A 17726-nucleotide genomic window follows, 5' to 3' on the forward strand; every position below is an offset into this window, starting at 1 on the left:
CAACCCTACCCAGTCTTACTGCTTAAGTGGTCAAGAAGCCATGAAGCATCGCTGGTGAAATGCTGATAGTACGGAAGAAAATGGTTTATGCAGCTTCGCCCAGGAATGCGGGGAAGAGAATTTTCCCGCCACTGGATTCTGGCACCCTGTTTTTCCCATAATTGCTTTAATTCCCGTACCTGAGAAATAGGTACCACATCGTCATGGGTGGATCCCCATAACAGCACCGGCATAGTAGGTGGAGTTTTACCTAATCTACGATCCTCTAGTTCCCGTTTTACGGCAGGTGTTTCGTCTAAGAGTTCTGCTAATCGTCGATGGCTTGTTGTCCATTGGGATGAGTTTTGCCATCCATAGTGAAGTGCAACGCCAATACTACAGGTGGTACTGGCGTCGAGTACCTTCTTTAGACCGCTATTATCCAGTTGCCCTAAAATCTCGCTTCGGATATCTGCTGAGCTGACCAGCAAACCTGCTGTGGTATAGGCAATGACACCAGTAGCTAGGCCACCATCAACATAGGACAAAACTTCGTCCAACCGTGACGGTGGTGCACCGATCACTGCTGCGTGCGCGGAACATTGAGATTGAGTAGATAAATGTTCGACGAGAGCCGCTCCAGCACCACCTCCTTGAGAAAATCCCCAGACCCCTACGGGCGCCTCAGGGTTGAGTCCCAGCGATTGCGCAGCGAGTACGGCGTCCCAGAGAGCAAAGGCACCGGATTGGTGGTCACAATAGAGCTGAATTCCAAGGTCAGGATCACGGGGATAGTCAGTAATGACGACATTTGCTCCGCGAGCTAGAAAGTAGTTAATGACGGGCTGTTCATAGGAGACAATGGCATCAAGGGCTGGTTTAATATATCCCGCCACTCCTACCACGCAACTGACGCTGGGGTCGCAGTGGGAGGCGACTCCTTGCGTGGAGGGGGCAAAGGCGATCGTGGGACGAATTCCGAATGGATGTGTGCGGTGGGAGAAAAACGCGGCGCCGGTTGCTGCCAGTTTTCTTCCGCGTGCATCTTCGGTGACATAGCTGAAGTGGTAACTGGTAGCCGGGTTGTAGAGGTTGTGGGTGCCTAGAACTGGTTGATGCTGTGCTGAAAGCAATTCTCCGCGCTGATAATGCGCTAGTTCGGCCGGGCTTGAAAATGAGGGTGCCAGGGAGGCATCTACGTCATGTGCGTGTGGTGGTTGCGGCGACCTGAATAAGATTCGTCGAGCCATACCTTGGGCAGTATCCGATACTAACGGGATAAGGGTACGTATTAGAGCGGACGTAGCTCCGGAATAATAAACTCCCGTACTCATTTTCTGACTCTATTCGGCGCCTTTAGGATAAAGATTATGAATGTCGATTCTAATTCTCTCCACATACTACGGGCTGCTGATGGTGTCAGTTTAAGAGTGCCCGTAAATAATCGGTGGATCCCAGGATCTACCTGGGGAGAATTAGCGGAGTTGGCACAGCAAACAGATCAGCATCTTTATCTCACTGATAGTGGCAATATCAGAATCCGTGGACTAGAGGAAGCGAAAATCGGTGATGTCTGTACCGCTATTTCCAGCATGGAATGGGGAAATGATGTGTCACCGCAGGAATCTAGCTCAATTTCTATTGGGTGGATACAGGAGCAAAAATCCGCACCCGTAGACTTAGGGGCCGGCGTGAAATTGGGAATTCTTCCGGCGCAGATCGCTGAAATATTGGCGGCCATAGATCATCCAACACGCATCAACCACCAACGCCGACTCCTCATTTCTGGGCTTCCCGAGGCGCTGGCTGAACAGATTCTCAGAATTTTGGCGCCGGCGGGATTAATCTTCGATGAACACTCTTCGTGGAATCGGATTAGTGCCTGTATTGGGGCGCCGCACTGCTCTCACGCACTATCTTATGTTCGTCATGACGCTTCTCAATTAGCCACTACCCCACTTGCCTCGCATGTTCATTTGGTGGGGTGTCGCCAACGCTGCGGACAACCACAGGGTCCGCATCAGCTTTATCAAGCCACCGGTGAAGGCGAATACGACGTCCTAGATCATTAACTAGCGTGCGTGAAGAGCATCTAAAACCTCAGCGAGGCTATGGCATTGCACAAGGGCTGGCGGTGTTGGAGGTCGGTCAATGAGCACCACGGGAATCGCCAACTCCCGGGCGGCATCAAGGGTCGGCTCAGCAGAAGAGTCTCCGGTGTTGCGCAGAACTATCCCGTCAATCTGGTTGTCTCGCAGAAGCTGTTTTTCCACGCTCACGTCACTGGGAGGGGTAGGCAAGATCCGGAATCGTGGTGGGGTTCGTCCCGGCGCGGAACGGCCACGGCCCTGAGCCGGGGTCCGAAGAACATAAAGATTGTCATGATCCTCGTGAAAATCCTGCGCCAGGTGAGGAGCCTTCCAGAAGTCTAAAAGGATGTGGTGGAAATTCCTGGCGCAGAGTCGTGCTGCAGTCCCGGTATCCCCCACTATTTGCCAACGGTCTTGAGGCCCTGGTTGCCATGGAGGTTGAGTGAGTTGAAAATAGGGTGTCCCGGTAGCCCGTGCCGCTTCTGAAGCATGCAAACTGGGTGTTTCCGCGAAGGGATGAGAAGCATCAATGATAAATTCCACCCCATGATTGATGATGAAGCGGGCCAGCCCAGCGGGTCCGCCAAGATCCCCAATGCGCACCTGACCAGCGGGTGCTAGGCCCGGTTCAGGAAGGACAGTGGTTACCCACCATTGACGCTGGACGAGTTCGTGGGCCAACATGTGAGCCGGCTCAGAACCACCTATTATCAGAACCCGCATACTCACCTTCTCTTCTACCTATGGAGACTCGGAACACGTGACTATCGAGGCATGTGCCGCCACAGTGGACGTGGTATCAGCGACATCACCCATGCTAGGAGTCGTAGCCTGTGGGGTACCCAGATGGTGAGACTCCGTCGACGACGCATCCCGGCGATCACCGCGTTGGCTACATCTTCGGGGTAGACCGACAAGGGTGCTGGTTTCATCCCGCTGGTCATTGACCCGATCACAAAACCCGGGCGGACAGTAATCATGCGGACAGAGGTAGTAGCCAGGCGGTCCGTGAGACCCTGACAAAAAGCATCCAACCCCGCTTTGGTGGAGCCGTAGACGTAGTTGGCGCGACGGGCTCGCCAGCCGGCGATGGAAGAAAAAGCGACAAGAGTACTTCTTTCCTTTTGGCGGATGAGTCGAGCAGCCAAAGTATGAAGAGCCGCAAGTTGAGCCGTGTAATCCACCGTCGCTATATCCCAGGTGTGGCGAGCGGATTCTTCAGCGCGAGTTTGATCTCCAAGAATCCCGAAGCTGAGGACGGCACATGCAATATCTTCTGGAATGGCTTCGAGAACCTGGGCGGTAGCGTCAGGGGAGGTGGCTTCAAATTCATGGAGACAAACCTCTTCTGCGCCAGCTTGGCGAAGCTGGGCGCTGAGGCTTCCCAGAGCCTCTGGCCGACGAGCAGCAAGGTGGACTCTGCGCCCACCACATAACTTGAGGGCGAGCTGACTACCGATATCACTGGTGGCGCCTAGAATCACAAGAGCCCCAGGTTGTTCGCGGGTACGTCGGACCAAGACCATAGGTTTAGCGTAGTTCACGGGGCTGATTATTGAGGCGACGTCCGCCATCCTCGGTAACGACCATGATGTCTTCGATGCGTGCGCCGTGTTGACCGCTCAGGTAGATTCCCGGTTCGACGGAAAAACACATTCCCGGCGCGAGGATAAGGTCATTATCCGCGGAAATGTTGGGTTCTTCGTGGGTCGATAACCCAATTCCATGGCCCGTGCGGTGAAAGAATGCTTCCCCGTAACCAGCGTCGGTGATAATACTGCGGGCAATATTATCAATGGTTGACGCCGGGATTCCTGGGCGGACAGCCTGACAGGCTTCTTCTTGGGCCCGGTAGAGGATTTGATAATAGTCGCGGAATTCGGCTGGAGCCTGAGCAATCGCGTCGACGCCTCCCACCACATAGGTTCGAGTGCAGTCAGAGTGGTATCCAGGTCCGAAGGTGCCGCCGATGTCGACCACCACGGGGTCGCCGACTTCGAGAACTCGTTGGGAGAAAGAGTGGTGTGGATTAGCGCCATGAGGTCCAGAACCTACGATGATGAAATCCACGGCGGAGTGTTTTTCTAGAATGAGTTTCTCAATGTCTTTCGCTACCTCCTCCTCGGTGCGCCCAGGTTGGAGTAGCTGCGGTACCTGAGCGTGAACTTCATCAATAGCTTGCGCTGCACCGGAGAGCTGTTCTAGCTCAGCGTCATCTTTTGTCCCAAAAAGCCCGGATAAGATACGAGAAGCCAGTTGGGATTGGCGTGGGGCCAGGAGGTTTTGGAGCGCTAAGACGTGAGCGGTCGTCAAACTGGAACCTAAGGCCACGGGGCCATCTGAGTGGAACTGCTGAGCTGCTAAGAGGTGAGCATTATCGCCATCACTCCAGCCGATAATATTGATATCGAGATCAGGCACGGCGGACTGTTGGAGATCACCGGCATCGACCTCGGGGATAATGATGCTGGCCGGACCATCAGCGCTAAGCACGAGAGCAGTGAAACGCTCATGAGTAGATACCCATGAGCCAGTTAAATAGGCGAATTCAGCGCCGGTGCCGATAATCATTCCCGACAACCCCTGCTGATGGATGATCTCCGTCGCCCGATCAAGGCGATCGGCATAAACAGAGCTCGGGAAAAGCAGTACAGAATCACTCATGCTCACCATGGTAGCTATCGGACAACCGAATGCGGGTGATCTAGGGATCTAAGGTGACCACTCCTCGTTGAATGGCCTGGATTGCTTGGCGCGCATGAAGCTGCAGGGGTTCATATGTACTGGTGTTTTCTATTTGACGAAGCAGATCAACCACTTGACGGCACCAGCGGACAAAGTCACCAGGACTTAATTCCGCCCCTGAAGCATGTGCTGCGGCCAAACAGTAATCCAAGGGCGCTCCCGCTGTCCATTGATGAATTGCCGTAGAAAAACCCGGTTCCAGCAGCCTAGTCATGTCAAGGTGGTGGCGTTGTTCGCTATTGATCAACTCTGACCACAATGATTCGGTGGCGTTCATAGCGGTTGCTAACGCCTCTGTGGGGACCTCGGTATCAGAGGATAAATCCTGACGATTCTCAAACGTGCACAAGGCTGCAATACCTGCTAGTTCAGCCGGATCCAGGTTGTCCCAGATCCCTGACCTCAAGCATTGGGCAATTAAGAGGTCGGCTGGGTGGTGAAGCTGCGCCAGGCGTTGGCCTTCCTCGGTAACGACGGGCTGACCATCCTGAATGGTTAAATACCCCAATTCGGTTAGCAACGCCGTAATTTGTTCAAAAGTCCGGGCTAAGGTGTCCGTAGCTCCAGAGATCCGACGTTTGCGCCGACTAATCTCAGTCCGGGTTTCTACCACGCGGGCCGCTGTTCTCGCTAGATATTCTCGATCATTCGCCGGCCACTGATGAACCGGATGGTCTCTGAGCTGTTGTCGAAGATCAATAATCTTAGAGCTGGGTTTGATTCGCGCCCGCTGCCGTAATTTTTTAGGCCTCCCATAACTATGACGCCGAAAATTATCCATCACATACCGGGTATTTTTTCGACCGGGTTGAGCCATCCCCCGTGGAAGTTTCATCTGCCCCACCGCAACCGGAGGGTTAGCAAACTCGGCAACTTTGATCCGGCCGCACCACCCAGTTTCAGTAATCACCATGGGCCGAGGATCCTGCGGTCGCTGAGCTGGCTTCACCACTACCGCCATCACCGGACGCTTTTTCCCGGGCATGGCAATCACCTCACCGTACCCCAGCCGAGCCAAGACAGCCCGAACTTCCTTTTCCCGCTCCATGACCCCTCGACGTCGATGATCTTTCTCCGCCTCAGTGAGATCCCGACGAATTTTCATATACTCCACCAGGAGATTAGCCGCGTCATCCTCAGGTCCCAGCGCTGGGCGTCGCTGCTCTAATTCCTGATCCAACTGGTGTTCCAGGCCACTAAGTTGTTCTTCTAAACGGGTTATAGACCGAGCATCACCAACAATAGATCCGTGAGCTTGGAATTGGGCGAATGACTGCTCAATAAGCGAGATGGAATCCTCATAACTCCTAGTGCTGAGCAGATTCACCGTCATGTTATAACCAGGGGTAAAAGTAGAATTGAGGGGGTAGGTGCGGGTGCTTGCCAAACCAGCAACAGCCTCTGGATCCAGGGTTGGCGCCCAGTGCACTACCGCGTGTCCTACCTGATCTATTCCGCGTCGTCCGGCGCGCCCAGTGAGCTGAGTGTATTCACCTGGGGTGAGGTCCACATGCGCTTCGCCGTTGAATTTGATAAGCCGCTCTAACACCACCGTGCGTGCTGGCATATTGATCCCCAGGGCTAGGGTTTCCGTAGCGAAAACTACCTTAAGTAGCCCTCGGGAAAAAAGTTCCTCGACGATGTGGCGAAAAGCTGGGAGCATCCCGGCGTGGTGAGCTGCACAACCACGAGTTAATGCAGCGCGCCAACGCGGAAAATCTAAGACCTCAAGATCTTCGATCGGAATATCTGCTACCCCGGTATCAACCAGCCGGCCGATTTCTTCTGCTTCCTCTTGAGTTGTGAGGGTGAGGTGAGAACGAAGGCATTGGTGGAGTGCTGCGCCACACCCAGAACGAGAAAAGATGAAGAAGATGGCAGGAAGCATGGAGCGTTTCTGCAAAGAGTCAATGGCTTGCGGGCGACCTATGATTGCTCGACGCTGGCTTCGCTGTTCTCGGCGCTCAATTGCGGTCAGTAGCTTGGGGTTAAGCGGTGGCTTGGTGTCGTAGGAGGGATCAAAAAGTGGATAGAGAGTTGATCCCACCATCATCCATTGGTTTAGCGGTACGGGTCGGTGTTCAGTAACGATGACTGCAGTGTCGCCACGAACCTCAGAAAGCCAGCGACCAAATTCTTCGGAGTTGGAAACCGTAGCAGAAAGCCCGATGATGGAGATATCCGCGGGCAGGTTGAGAATGATTTCTTCCCAGACTGGTCCGCGGGAGCGATCTGCAAGGTAGTGAATCTCATCCATGACCACATGAGAAAGACGGTCCAGCCGGAGTGATTGAGAATAAATCATGTTCCGGAGGACTTCAGTAGTCATGACCACGATATCCGCGTCCGGATTGACTGTGACGTCGCCAGTTAATAGGCCGACTGTCTCGGGACCATAGTGTTCTTGGAAGTCATGGAATTTTTGGTTACTAAGGGCTTTAATCGGCGTGGTGTAGAAACACTTTGTGCCCTGAGACAGCGCTAAAGCTACCGCAAATTCGCCGACGATAGTTTTCCCGGCACCGGTAGGTGCGCAAAGGAGAACGCCCTCCCCTGATTCGATATGACGACACGCATCTTTTTGAAAATGATCCAGAGGGAAAGAAAGGCTCTGTGAGAATTCCGCCAGGAACGATGACATGGTATCTACGGTACTGAAGAGTGAGATTTAGCTAAAGAACGTCAGAAAAATCGGGCCCGTCGTTCGTTTGTCCGCGGGAGTCGAAAGCGCCCGGATAGCCTTGCTGTGTTTGAGGGTTGGGCACCGGTGATGTCCTAGGAGTGGTGGAGGGTGCTACGTGACTGGGCCGCTGGATGGGTTCTGGGTGAGTCTCGAGGGGAGAACTTTCATCATCGGCCACATCCATCCAATCTGGGCGGGTTTGTTTTCTTCTTTTATCATTCCAGCGGCAGAATTGGAAGGCGATTTCGGTCAACAGGCAGAGGCAGAAGGTCAGAGCCATCATGGAAAATGGGTCTTGGCCGGGGGTAACTACCGCAGCTAGAATTGCCAGGGCGATGATAATAATCCGCCGTTTATTCCGGACATGTTCGTAGCTGAGGATACCTACGATATTTAGCGCCGCGATGATTAAGGGCACCTCAAAGCTGACGCCAAAGACTACTAATACGATGACAACGTAGTAGAAGTAGTCATGTCCAGACAGGGCGGCTGACTGGTACTCGTCACCCATGCTGAGTAAGAATTCGAGACCTACTGCGAGAACAAAGTAAGAAACCACTGCTCCCATGAAGAAGAGGATGACAGCGAGGGTCACAAAGGTGAAGGTAAAGCGCTTTTCTTTTTTATGGAGACCAGGAGTAATGAAAGCCCATATCTGGTAGAGCCACACCGGGGAGGAAAATACTATTCCGGCGAGTGATCCCACTTTGAGCCGCAGCAAGAACATCTCGAAAGGGCTCGTTGCAAGGAGGCGGCATTCTCCATCTGGGGTAAAGCTAGCGCGTTTCTCAGGCGGCAAGCTGCAATAGGGGCCCCGCAAAATATTCCCCAGGGATTCGATTCGGAAAGACCACTCCCTGATGTGGAAATGAACACCGTGTTGGTACCAGATAAATCCCACGACAGTGCCAATAGCAACTGCTGAAAGTGCAACGATAACTCGATAGCGGAGTTCTTTAAGATGCTCCACCAGGGTCATGGTGCCGTCGGGATTATTCTTTCTACGGCGACGCTTTGCCAATTTCCCCGCAGCATCCGCAGCCTGAGTCATGAAGAATTAACCTTCCGATCGTGTCGGATTAGGAGCGGGGCTGCTGAGGATCTTGAGGATATTGTTGTGGTTGGTAATTAACCTGAGGTTGAGGCTGATGAATAGGTTGCTGAACTGGGGGTTGGGAGGCAGCAATTTGTGCTTGGTTGTCCCGCTCATCATCTTTAGACATCTCCTTGACCTCGGATTTGAAAATCCGCAAGGACCTGCCCATGGAACGGGCAGCATCAGGAAGCCGCTTCGCGCCAAATAGCAGGATAATAAGCAAGAAAATCACTAAGAGCTCAGGGGCGCCCAGAGTCATCGAAGTCAGCCTTTCGCTGTATTGGATGGGTTGTCCTCATAGCACGCCAACGCTTCAGCTCTACGCTGCGCGAAGTCAGCTAGGAGTGTCTCTGGACCAATGATACTCACTCGATCAGCATTTCCAAGCAGGAAACGGTAAAACCACTCTTTTTTGCCAACGGGCATTTGAGCTTCATACTGCCCGTCGCTGCGTCGTTTACCCAACTTAATGGGCCAATAATGAGCCATCCATGTTGCCTCAGGTTGGATGACGACATCAGCCCACAGGGTGATGTGACTAAAGCCAAATGGGTCGTCGGGATCAAAGGTTGCCTTGGTGTGGAGAGGATCGACGGCAAGCTCGGTTTTGTGCACCTGGTCAATTCGATCAACCCGGAAGCTCCGATAATTTTCAGCCTGGTTCTCCCAAGCCCATAAATACAATTGACCCTCGTAGCTATAAATGAGCAGAGGTTCTACGTGCCGAGTTGATACTGAATCACTCCGCACCGATGCGTACCTGAAAGTTATTTGTTTTCGTTCTTCCATAGCTTGGTTAACAAGTTTGATAACCATGGTATCTATATTCTCATCATGGTCTGCGGTGGAGTTAAAAACTACTTGAGCTTTGAGTCCCATGATGGTGCGCAATTTGTGCGCTGCGGAGGTAATCGCCTCAGGTGTTTCAAGGCCAGGAACTTGCTCCAATTGCTCAAGGATGAGCAGTAAAGCTGCGGCCTCTACCCTGGTAAGGCGGAGAGGTTTATTCATCCCTTGATCTTCAATGATATGGACATGCTGATAGGTGGGCTTTTCCATATCCACCAAATCATCGGGCAACATTCCCGGTCTACCGCAACAATGTAAGCTCTGTAAATCTTCAATGATTTGGCGCGGTTCTTCCCCTAAATCAACCGCTGCTTCCAACACGTTATAGCCAGGATGATTCCGAAAATAGGGAATTAAATTAAGGATCCGAACCAGATCATCCAGATTATGAGCACGCATCGCTTTCCCCTACCTGAAGAAGATCTTTAATGGCAGCCACAACGTCAGGGGGTGATTCCACCACCAGGTCAGGGGCATACCCAGCGGCGAGCCGGACCGCCCAATCGCGATCTACCCCCCTCAAGATAAAACGATGATTTCCACGCGGCTGAGCTATTCTCATAAATTCCACGGCACCTGTTCCGCGGTAGCGAAAACAGATATCTACTAATTCTTTATGGCGGCGGAGAGATTCCTCGACATATACCTGGAGATTTTGTTTGCTGGGCTGATGGGATGCTGGCCCAATTTCCGCCACATCTGATACTCGCTGAATTCTAAAAGAGCGTGGTTCTTCTCGATCAATATCAAAGCCAACCAAGTAAATCCGCGAACGATGCAGCACCACTCCCCACGGGTCCATGGTTCTGAGGACTGGAGGTGAGGTGGGGGAAGCCTGGTAGTGAAAACGGATCCGAGATCCCTGCTCGTGGGCTCGCAACAGTTGAGTTAAAACCTTCAAGGGGATCTGATTGATGTCATTAGATTGCGCCAACGCAGGAGCACTTAGTTCTTCCCGAGACACCCCGCTAGCAGCAATTTTTACCCATCCAGATCGGGTAAATCCGGCCAGTTGGGTACTTTGCCCAAGGTCTCCAGCTAGAGCTAAAACTGTTGCCTCTTCCGGGCTAAAAGCAACGGGTGCTAGAGCATAGTGCTCTTGGTCTAACCGCAACGTCAGGTCTCCCCCACTGTGCTGCTCTTTGATCGGAACGCCAACTAGTTTGAGATGTTTGATGTCACGACGAAGCTTCTTTTTCGCACTACTTTTTTGAATACCCTTAGCCGCATAACCGCTGACATTATCAACAATCCAATCCAGGCTTAATCCAGAATTCTTCTTTTCATCTGCGTCAATAAAGGCAAATAAAAGGTTGACTAGCCGTTCGGATTCTTTATTTTCCTCGCTCATGAGTACACTCCCTGTTCGGAGTGATCCTGCATTGTAGCTATCAACTCGTCAACCTTGTCATCAACGGCGCTGAACGGGTCGGGCAGTTCCACCATCGTGGGCTCCGGTCGATCCAGTTTGAGACGTACCCAATCCACAGTAACGGGCGCATGGCAGTTCTCTGCAGCCTGAAGGAAACATCCGCGCAAGTGTGCCCTGGTGGTATCCGGGGCATGATCTTTAGCCTGGAGTACTTCTTCTTCGGTAATCCAGCGTTTAACGACTCCACGCTGTTCTAGCAATCGCAATAAGCCTCGTTGTGGGTGAATGTCGTGATAGCGCAAATCTAGGTTGATAAGGCGTGGATCACGGGGATCTTCAGTATTCCAGCGCTCCTGATAACGTCGAATAAGCTGGTATTTAATTACCCAGTCAATTTCTTGATCTACTAGGGAGAAATCCTGTTTTCTTAAAGCTTCGAGGGTGCGTGACCACAGCTCCACCACTTTGAGTAGTTCTGCCTGAGAAGTACCACCCTGAGCAGGCGGTTGGCGCTGACGAAGATAGTCGCTAGCTGCTTGGCAATACGTTTCTTGAACCTCAAGTGCTGATACCGTGGTGCCGTCTTTAAGAACTAGCGGGGTCTGACCGCTCAGGTCGCGGGCAATATCGCGAATATGGTGTGAAGGCTGTGCTACTTCCCATTCTGGCAACGGCCATCCTGATTCCATCATTTCTAGCATCAGCAGCATCGAACCGATCTTGAGAGCGGTGGTCGGTTCTGCCATGGTGGAATCACCGACGATGACATGCATTCGGCGAAACCGAGAAGAATCAGCATGCGGTTCATCGCGCGTATTAATCATCGGGCGAGCCCGGGTTGTCGCCGAGGACACTCCTTCCCAGACATGATCTGCACGCTGAGAAATACAGAATCCGGCTGGATACCCAGAGTTTTTTGGTGCAAGAGTCCCGGCTCCGCACACTAACTGACGAGTAATAAGGAAAGCCATCAGTCGGTTACCCAGATTTTTTAAGAGCACATCTCTACTAATGAGATAGTTTTCGTGGCAACCATAAGAATTCCCGATGGTATCGACGTTATTTCGGAATAGGTGGATTTTGGCGTCGACACCTTCTTGAGCAAGAGCCTGTTCAGCGAGGAATCCCAGATCAGTTAAAGTAGCATCTCCGGCTCTATCATGAGCTAGCAGTTGACGTAAATTATCGCACTCAGCTGTGGCCACTTCGGGATGCGCGCCGACGTCTAAATATAGGCGGGAAGCATTCCTGATAAAGACATTTGAACTGGAATACTTTTCGACAATTGGCCGAAATAAATACCGTGCCGCTTCATCGGGCCCTAAACAGCGAACCCCATTTGTGGCAGCGCACATTATCCCATATTCAGTTTCCAGGCCCATGATTCGGCGCCGGAATACCGTGGGCGAGGAAGCAGGCATCGGGTTACTGGCCGCCTTTCTGCACGTAGGAGCGCACGAACTCTTCTGCGTTATTTTCTAGTAATCCATCAATTTCATCGAGAAGATCATCAGTTCCGTTGGTGCTAATTGAGACTTGCCCAGCTTCGACCACACTGTCATCTTCAGGTTCTGACCCACCTGATTGACGCTGAATACGAGATTGCGGTGACATAAAAACTAGCCTCCCTCTATGCCTTAGGTCTAACTAAGTGTACTCGGATTTGTAGATGGCTGGAATTTTAGAAATAACTAATCTTAATGCCGTGCGCCTTAAGACACTCCAACAATTCCTCGATAGTCGAGATTCCAGCTACGTGCTGGGCCAATTCTTGTTCCGTGCCTCGATCTAATTCATCCAGATGAATCTTTGCTTGTGGTGCGTCAGGATGATCAGCAACATAGACAATAACGCTTTGCCAATTTGCCGCCAACACATGTTTTCCCCAGTGACTGACCACATATCCGCGCAGCCATGCTCTGCTATCACTCGGCGCGTGATCTGCAGCATCCTCAATATCAGAGGGATCAATAAGAGTCCGCATCTTTCCCTTTTTCACCAAAGCCTGATATAAGGAACGCTCAGGATCAATATCGTGATACTGCAAATCAATAAGCTTTATTTTTGGGTCGCTTAGAGATAGGCCACGGTTAAGAAATGACTGGATCAGTGACCATTTTGTCGACCAATCCAAAATTCCGGCAGTAGCTAAAGGATCTTCACCTAATAGATCTAAGACCTCATCCCACAGTTTTATTACCTTGTGGTCAATCTCAGTTGTCGGGGTAACCCGAGACCGGTATTCAGCAAGAATCTGGATAGCGCTAAGCTGTCTTCCGTCTCGAAGAGCAACACAGTGCTGGAGACTTAAATCCCGAGAGATACTGCGCAATGCAGCCAAAGGATCAACTAATTGTAGATCGCTAAAGTCCACTCCTTCTTCCACGGCATCCATAACTAACGAGGTCATGCCCAGCTTTAGGAAAATAGCTGTATGAGACAAATTTGCGTCGCCAATAATGACGTGGAGGCGGCGCCATTTATCACTATCGGCGTGCGGTTCATCTCGGGTGTTAATAATGCCTCGGTTGAGCGTTGTTTCTAGTGAAATTTCTTGGAAGAAATAATCCGCCCGCTGGGAGATCTGGAATCCTTGTTCAGTTCCTTCCTCTCCTAGTCCTACTCGTCCGGCACCGGTGATAATTTGGCGTGCACAGAAAAAAGGGATGAGGGCTTTGGCCATGGTGGAAAAATCTGTTTCTCGGGAGAAGAGATAATTTTCGTGGGAGCCGTAGGATGCACCTTTTCCGTCGACGTTATTTTTATACATCTTTAGTGGCGGACACGGCTCAACATTCTTCAACACCGAGATGCCTTGGGAACTAGCCTGAGCTACATCGGCGATAGCACGTCGGGCAATCACATCACCGGCCACGTCATAGCGTAGCCCGTCCCAGGCATTAGAGACCTCTGGGGTGGAGAATTCAGGGTGGGCGTGGTCAACATAAAAGCGGCCACCGTTGTTCGTCACCATATTGGCCACCCCGAAGGCATCGGGATCCACGATGGGAACGGTGTGGTAACGACGTAAATCAAAGCCGCGGAGATCTTTGAGCGGTGATTCAGACTCATAATCCCACCGAAATCGCGCTGCTGTACGCATAGCCGCATAGGTTGCTACCGCGTGGGTTGAGGTTGTGATGGGGCTTAAATCCGGCTGGTCCGGTGTGGAAATTCCATATTCCGTTTCAGTTCCCAAAAAGCGCGTCATGGCTGTTAAGCTTAGCCGATCACCTCGATACGAAGAACGTTTCTCCCAGGTCTGCCGGTAATCCGTGCCCATTCATCGGGATTAGCAGTATTGGGGAGATCCTCGCTTTCGCTTTGCTCCGCAGCCACCGCAGCAATCATATGGCGCGTGGTTAGACCACGACCCTGGGCGGAAATGGCATCCTTAATAGCTAGCTTTTTGGCTCTATCCACAATGTTGGCAATCATGGCTCCAGAGACAAAATCTCGATAGTGAAGAACCTGACAACTCCCCTCGCTAAAGTAGAGGCGAACGTAGGGCTTATCCCGGAAAAGTTCAGAGACACCAGTGTTGATAAGCGTCTCAGCGGAATCCACTAGAGGTAAAGAATCATCAATATAACGGCTGAAAATATCTTTTGCGCCGGCCTCATCTGGACGAGAGATGCGGATTTTGACATCAAGCCGACCGGGGCGCAGAACTGCTGGATCAATCAGCTCCTCACGATTGGTGGCACCAATGATGATGACATTGCGGAGGTTTTCCACGCCATCTAGCTCGGTGAGAAGCTGAGGCACGACAGTGGTCTCCATATCGGAGCTGACTCCCGATCCGCGGGTGCGGAAAATAGAATCGATTTCATCAAAAAAGATGATGACGGGACGGCCTTCGGAAGCGAGCTCGCGGGCGCGTTCAAAGATCATTCGGATCCGGCGTTCAGTTTCTCCAACAAATTTATTGAGTAATTCCGGCCCCTTGATATTCAGGAACCAGGATCGTGACCCGTCCCCTATTCGAGTAGCAAGAGATTGCGCGACGGCTTTAGCGATGAGGGTCTTTCCACATCCAGGTGGACCGTACAGCAACACCCCTTTGGGCGGGTGTAATTGATAGGCCTTATAGAGTTCTGGATGGGCAAAAGGAAGCTCGACGGCGTCTCGAATTTTATCTATCTGTTCATCTAAGCCACCGATGTCGGCATAGCTGACATCAGGAACTTCCTCCAAAGACAAACTGGATACTTCAGTTTTAGGGATTCGTTCAAAAGCAACCCCCACACGCTCATGGACCAATACCGAATCACCACTGCGCGCCTGGTGCTGGATGGCCTCAGCTAGCCTGACCACCTTTTCCTCACCGCTCGGGCTAGTAATGACTGCGCGGTCACTTCCGATTTTCTCCATCAACGTGGCAAGGCTGCCGGTTTCAGGGATACCGCAACTTTCCACGATGACACTGCCTTCCCCTAGGCGGACTCGGTTACCCGATCGCAAGGAAGATTTATCAACATGAGGGGAAATTTTCACCCTCATTCGGCGCCCGGCAGTCATGATTTCAGCGTCACGGCGATGATTGGCAAATTCCAGAAAGATCCCATACGTGGACACTGGTTCAGCTAGATCGTCAATCTCAGCACTGAGATCTTTGAGGCGATCTCTTGCTTCTTTAAGAAGATCAGCTAATTTCACATTCCGTGCGCGAGCTGCATTGAGGTCGCGACGCAACTTGGTGGTTTCGCTAGTCAATGACGGATCGTGGTGGTCCATGGTGCTCTACCCTACCGCCGAGCTTTGCGTTGAGGACGTGGAGGGGTAACCCCATCTGCCAGGCGTCGGGCCATCACCAGGAAGGCAGTGTGAGCATTCATTCGATGTTCCGGCCTAGTTGCAAGACCTTCTACTCGCCATTCTCGCACCAAGGATTCCCATGCTCGAGGTTCGGTAAAACACCGCTGTTCCCGGATTCCCTCCATGACCTTCATTAATTGTGGAACAGTAGCGACATAGGTCATAAATACTCCGCCGGGGATCAGGATGTCTGCGGAAACCTTGAGACACTCCCACGGTTCAAGCATGTCTAAAATGACACGGTCTACGCGGCCTCCCAAGTCAGCAACAGTGACATCGTGCAGATCCCCGAGGCGTGGTTGCCAATTCTGTGGGCGCCCGCCAAAGAATTCATCAACATTGGCGCAGGCGTAGTCGAGGTGATCTTGACGGATTTCATAAGAAAAAAGAGTGCCTTGATCCCCAATAGCCCGGAGTAAAGACATTGATAGGGCCCCTGATCCAGCGCCGGCCTCCAACACTCGGGCGCCGGGGAAAATATCTCCTTCCACCAGGATTTGCGCGGAATCTTTGGGGTAGATCACCGCGGCACCGCGTGGCATGGAGAGCACGTGGTCCACCATGAGATGTCTAAAGCAAAGATATTCCGTACCAAGGGTGGAACGAACCACACTGCCTTCATCTGCCCCGATGATGTCATCGTGAGCGATCTGTCCTTTGTTGGTGTGGAAAATCCCACCGGGTTGGACAACGATGGTGTGGTGACGGCGTTTCGGGTCAGTTAACTGCACCCGATCACCCGGTTGAAACGGGCCGGAATAGGCCATGCCGTGTTCCCTTTCTTTCAATCTCTGTACTGAGCTATTGCTGCTCCCCAAGGTGTGCAGATCTTAACTGACTAAGTATGCCTCAAGCGCCCGGATAAGCAGAAGTTCATCATCTGTGCCCATGATTTCCCTCGATGAATGCATAGACAACAGGGCGGCACCCACATCGACGGTGTCAATTCCTAAGCGAGTGGCGCTGATTGGTCCAATAGTTGACCCGCAGGGAACCGAATTATTGCTGACAAAATATTGGTACGGAATCCCGGCACTACGACAGGCTTGACGGAACATGGCGGCAGTTTTCCCAGTAGAGGCATAACGTTGGTTGGCGTTTGCTTTGATAACCGGACCAGCATTGAGCTGTGGGAGATGGCCTGGATCATGCTTTTCCGGGTGATTGGGATGAACGGCATGGGTAGCGTCAACCGAAATGCTCGATGATCGGGCAAACATCTGGTGGATCTCATCACGGCTAGCTCCAAGGCTGGTGGCCGTCCTGGTGAGGACCTCCTCAAGCAGCGGCCCAGCCGCTCCACTTGCGGAATGAGACCCTACTTCCTCATGGTCAAAAGCAGCTACCACAAGTATGTCGTCGCCCATATCGCCGGATGCGATGACACTGAGCACAGCGGCGACACTGGCATAGGCTGAACTGAGGTTGTCTAGTCTGCGTGAGGCCAGAAACTGATGATCTGAGCCGATGAACGCGGCCGGTTGGGTATCAACGGTGATGAGGTCATGTCCGACGATGTCGGCTGCAGTGATGTCCCGGTCTATGAGGTGGGCGATGTGCTCCAATAACGCAGCACCGCCAGAGCAGAGTGCGTATATGGGTTGGAGATCCCGTTGTCTATCGGGCTCAAAAGTTGAGGAACGGTCCAGGTGGATGGCAATGTGAGGGATCCGTGCAATGGGTCCGGTGGCAACGAGATGTTCGGAGCCATCGGACAGGATTATTCGTCCAGCAAAGGCAAGATCACGGTCAAACCACGACGGCACAATGGGGCCGCCATAAACCTCTACTGCAGCTTGGCGGTAACCCTGGGCGGTAAAATCTGGATCCGGTTTGAGTAAAAACCCGGGTGAATCCAAGTGAGAACCGAGGATTTTAAAACCAGATTCTGGTGAGGCATTCTCCGGTATCCACCAGGCCATAAGCGCCCCGTCTCGGATGAGATAATGGCCACCTGGGGTGCAGTCCCATCCGGAATCTCGGTATTGCTGACGATATCCCGCGTTCTCAAGAAGAGTGGCTAACTCCCGAGCGGCATGAAAAGAACTCGGTGAAGCATCAAGGAAATCCAGAAATTTGTTCAGATCAGACATG

General features: G+C 52.2%; 16 protein-coding genes. 1 reads left to right on the top strand and 15 read right to left on the bottom strand.

Annotation, left to right across the window (positions count from 1 at the left end):
• Positions 1 to 5: 5 nt before the first annotated feature.
• Positions 6 to 1313: a lipase family protein gene (locus GP475_RS05835; RefSeq protein ID WP_187975668.1), complete on the bottom strand. Its 1308-nt coding sequence runs from the start codon at positions 1311 to 1313 to the stop codon at positions 6 to 8.
• A 36-nt stretch (positions 1314 to 1349) separates the two neighbouring features.
• On the opposite strand from GP475_RS05835, the gene GP475_RS05840 reads away from it, so the two are divergent.
• A complete protein-coding gene (locus GP475_RS05840) occupies positions 1350 to 2051 on the top strand; it encodes a hypothetical protein (protein ID WP_187975669.1) in 702 nt (233 codons plus the stop codon).
• Here the strand turns inward: GP475_RS05840 and GP475_RS05845 are convergent, their stop codons facing one another.
• The 14 genes from GP475_RS05845 to GP475_RS05910 form a co-directional block, all read right to left on the bottom strand.
• Positions 2052 to 2792, bottom strand: a complete 741-nt coding sequence (locus tag GP475_RS05845; protein ID WP_187975670.1) for a precorrin-6A/cobalt-precorrin-6A reductase — start codon at positions 2790 to 2792, stop codon at positions 2052 to 2054.
• Positions 2793 to 2833: 41 nt separating this feature from the next.
• Positions 2834 to 3595, bottom strand: a complete 762-nt coding sequence (locus tag GP475_RS05850) for an SDR family NAD(P)-dependent oxidoreductase (protein ID WP_187975813.1) — start codon at positions 3593 to 3595, stop codon at positions 2834 to 2836.
• Between the two features lie 4 nt (positions 3596 to 3599).
• Complete coding sequence (locus GP475_RS05855; protein ID WP_187975671.1) at positions 3600 to 4733, bottom strand: M24 family metallopeptidase; 1134 nt, start codon at positions 4731 to 4733, stop codon at positions 3600 to 3602.
• Positions 4734 to 4773: 40 nt separating this feature from the next.
• The gene (locus GP475_RS05860; protein ID WP_187975672.1) at positions 4774 to 7455 is read right to left on the bottom strand and encodes a DEAD/DEAH box helicase; all 2682 of its coding nucleotides are present in this window, start codon (positions 7453 to 7455) and stop codon (positions 4774 to 4776) included.
• Between the two features lie 31 nt (positions 7456 to 7486).
• Complete coding sequence (gene tatC / locus GP475_RS05865) at positions 7487 to 8548, bottom strand: twin-arginine translocase subunit TatC (protein WP_394367419.1); 1062 nt, start codon at positions 8546 to 8548, stop codon at positions 7487 to 7489.
• A 28-nt stretch (positions 8549 to 8576) separates the two neighbouring features.
• On the bottom strand, positions 8577 to 8852 hold the full coding sequence (gene tatA, locus GP475_RS05870; RefSeq protein WP_187975673.1) for a Sec-independent protein translocase subunit TatA: 276 nt from the start codon (positions 8850 to 8852) through the stop codon (positions 8577 to 8579).
• 5 nt (positions 8853 to 8857) lie between these two features.
• Positions 8858 to 9841 (bottom strand): helix-turn-helix transcriptional regulator, encoded by a 984-nt coding sequence (locus GP475_RS05875; RefSeq protein ID WP_187975674.1) that lies wholly within the window; start codon positions 9839 to 9841, stop codon positions 8858 to 8860.
• A complete protein-coding gene (locus tag GP475_RS05880) occupies positions 9828 to 10793 on the bottom strand; it encodes a helix-turn-helix transcriptional regulator (RefSeq protein WP_187975675.1) in 966 nt (321 codons plus the stop codon). The genes GP475_RS05875 and GP475_RS05880 overlap by 14 nt, the downstream gene beginning before the upstream one ends.
• Positions 10790 to 12235: a Pup--protein ligase gene (pafA, locus tag GP475_RS05885; RefSeq protein WP_262485245.1), complete on the bottom strand. Its 1446-nt coding sequence runs from the start codon at positions 12233 to 12235 to the stop codon at positions 10790 to 10792. The genes GP475_RS05880 and pafA overlap by 4 nt, the downstream gene beginning before the upstream one ends.
• A gap of 4 nt (positions 12236 to 12239) precedes the next feature.
• A complete protein-coding gene (locus GP475_RS05890) occupies positions 12240 to 12428 on the bottom strand; it encodes a ubiquitin-like protein Pup (protein WP_187975676.1) in 189 nt (62 codons plus the stop codon).
• A gap of 67 nt (positions 12429 to 12495) precedes the next feature.
• A complete protein-coding gene (gene dop / locus GP475_RS05895) occupies positions 12496 to 14025 on the bottom strand; it encodes a depupylase/deamidase Dop (RefSeq protein WP_187975677.1) in 1530 nt (509 codons plus the stop codon).
• An 11-nt stretch (positions 14026 to 14036) separates the two neighbouring features.
• The gene (gene arc / locus GP475_RS05900) at positions 14037 to 15551 is read right to left on the bottom strand and encodes a proteasome ATPase (RefSeq protein ID WP_187975678.1); all 1515 of its coding nucleotides are present in this window, start codon (positions 15549 to 15551) and stop codon (positions 14037 to 14039) included.
• An 11-nt stretch (positions 15552 to 15562) separates the two neighbouring features.
• Entirely contained in the window at positions 15563 to 16399 is an 837-nt protein-coding gene (locus GP475_RS05905; RefSeq protein ID WP_187975679.1) for a tRNA (adenine-N1)-methyltransferase, read from the bottom strand.
• A 63-nt stretch (positions 16400 to 16462) separates the two neighbouring features.
• On the bottom strand, positions 16463 to 17725 hold the full coding sequence (locus tag GP475_RS05910) for a M18 family aminopeptidase (protein WP_187975680.1): 1263 nt from the start codon (positions 17723 to 17725) through the stop codon (positions 16463 to 16465).
• Position 17726: the final 1 nt, after the last annotated feature.

Origin of the sequence: Corynebacterium poyangense, from assembly GCF_014522205.1 — a bacterium.
In the GTDB taxonomy this organism is placed as follows: Bacteria; Actinomycetota; Actinomycetes; order Mycobacteriales; family Mycobacteriaceae; genus Corynebacterium; species Corynebacterium poyangense.

Bases quoted from the DNA above. Each gene is read 5' to 3' on its own strand.
- GP475_RS05860 (WP_187975672.1), bottom strand. From the start codon at position 7,455: ATGTCATCGTTCCTGGCGGAATTCTCACAGAGCCTTTCTTTCCCTCTG.
- GP475_RS05910 (WP_187975680.1), bottom strand. From the start codon at position 17,725: ATGTCTGATCTGAACAAATTTCTGGATTTCCTTGATGCTTCACCGAGT.
- GP475_RS05890 (WP_187975676.1), bottom strand. From the start codon at position 12,428: ATGTCACCGCAATCTCGTATTCAGCGTCAATCAGGTGGGTCAGAACCT.
- arc (WP_187975678.1), bottom strand. From the start codon at position 15,551: ATGGACCACCACGATCCGTCATTGACTAGCGAAACCACCAAGTTGCGT.
- GP475_RS05845 (WP_187975670.1), bottom strand. From the start codon at position 2,792: ATGCGGGTTCTGATAATAGGTGGTTCTGAGCCGGCTCACATGTTGGCC.
- GP475_RS05840 (WP_187975669.1), top strand. From the start codon at position 1,350: ATGAATGTCGATTCTAATTCTCTCCACATACTACGGGCTGCTGATGGT.
- GP475_RS05905 (WP_187975679.1), bottom strand. From the start codon at position 16,399: ATGGCCTATTCCGGCCCGTTTCAACCGGGTGATCGGGTGCAGTTAACT.
- GP475_RS05875 (WP_187975674.1), bottom strand. From the start codon at position 9,841: ATGCGTGCTCATAATCTGGATGATCTGGTTCGGATCCTTAATTTAATT.
- dop (WP_187975677.1), bottom strand. From the start codon at position 14,025: ATGACGCGCTTTTTGGGAACTGAAACGGAATATGGAATTTCCACACCG.
- GP475_RS05835 (WP_187975668.1), bottom strand. From the start codon at position 1,313: ATGAGTACGGGAGTTTATTATTCCGGAGCTACGTCCGCTCTAATACGT.
- pafA (WP_262485245.1), bottom strand. From the start codon at position 12,235: ATGCCTGCTTCCTCGCCCACGGTATTCCGGCGCCGAATCATGGGCCTG.
- tatA (WP_187975673.1), bottom strand. From the start codon at position 8,852: ATGACTCTGGGCGCCCCTGAGCTCTTAGTGATTTTCTTGCTTATTATC.
- tatC (WP_394367419.1), bottom strand. From the start codon at position 8,548: ATGACTCAGGCTGCGGATGCTGCGGGGAAATTGGCAAAGCGTCGCCGT.
- GP475_RS05880 (WP_187975675.1), bottom strand. From the start codon at position 10,793: ATGAGCGAGGAAAATAAAGAATCCGAACGGCTAGTCAACCTTTTATTT.
- GP475_RS05850 (WP_187975813.1), bottom strand. From the start codon at position 3,595: ATGGTCTTGGTCCGACGTACCCGCGAACAACCTGGGGCTCTTGTGATT.
- GP475_RS05855 (WP_187975671.1), bottom strand. From the start codon at position 4,733: ATGAGTGATTCTGTACTGCTTTTCCCGAGCTCTGTTTATGCCGATCGC.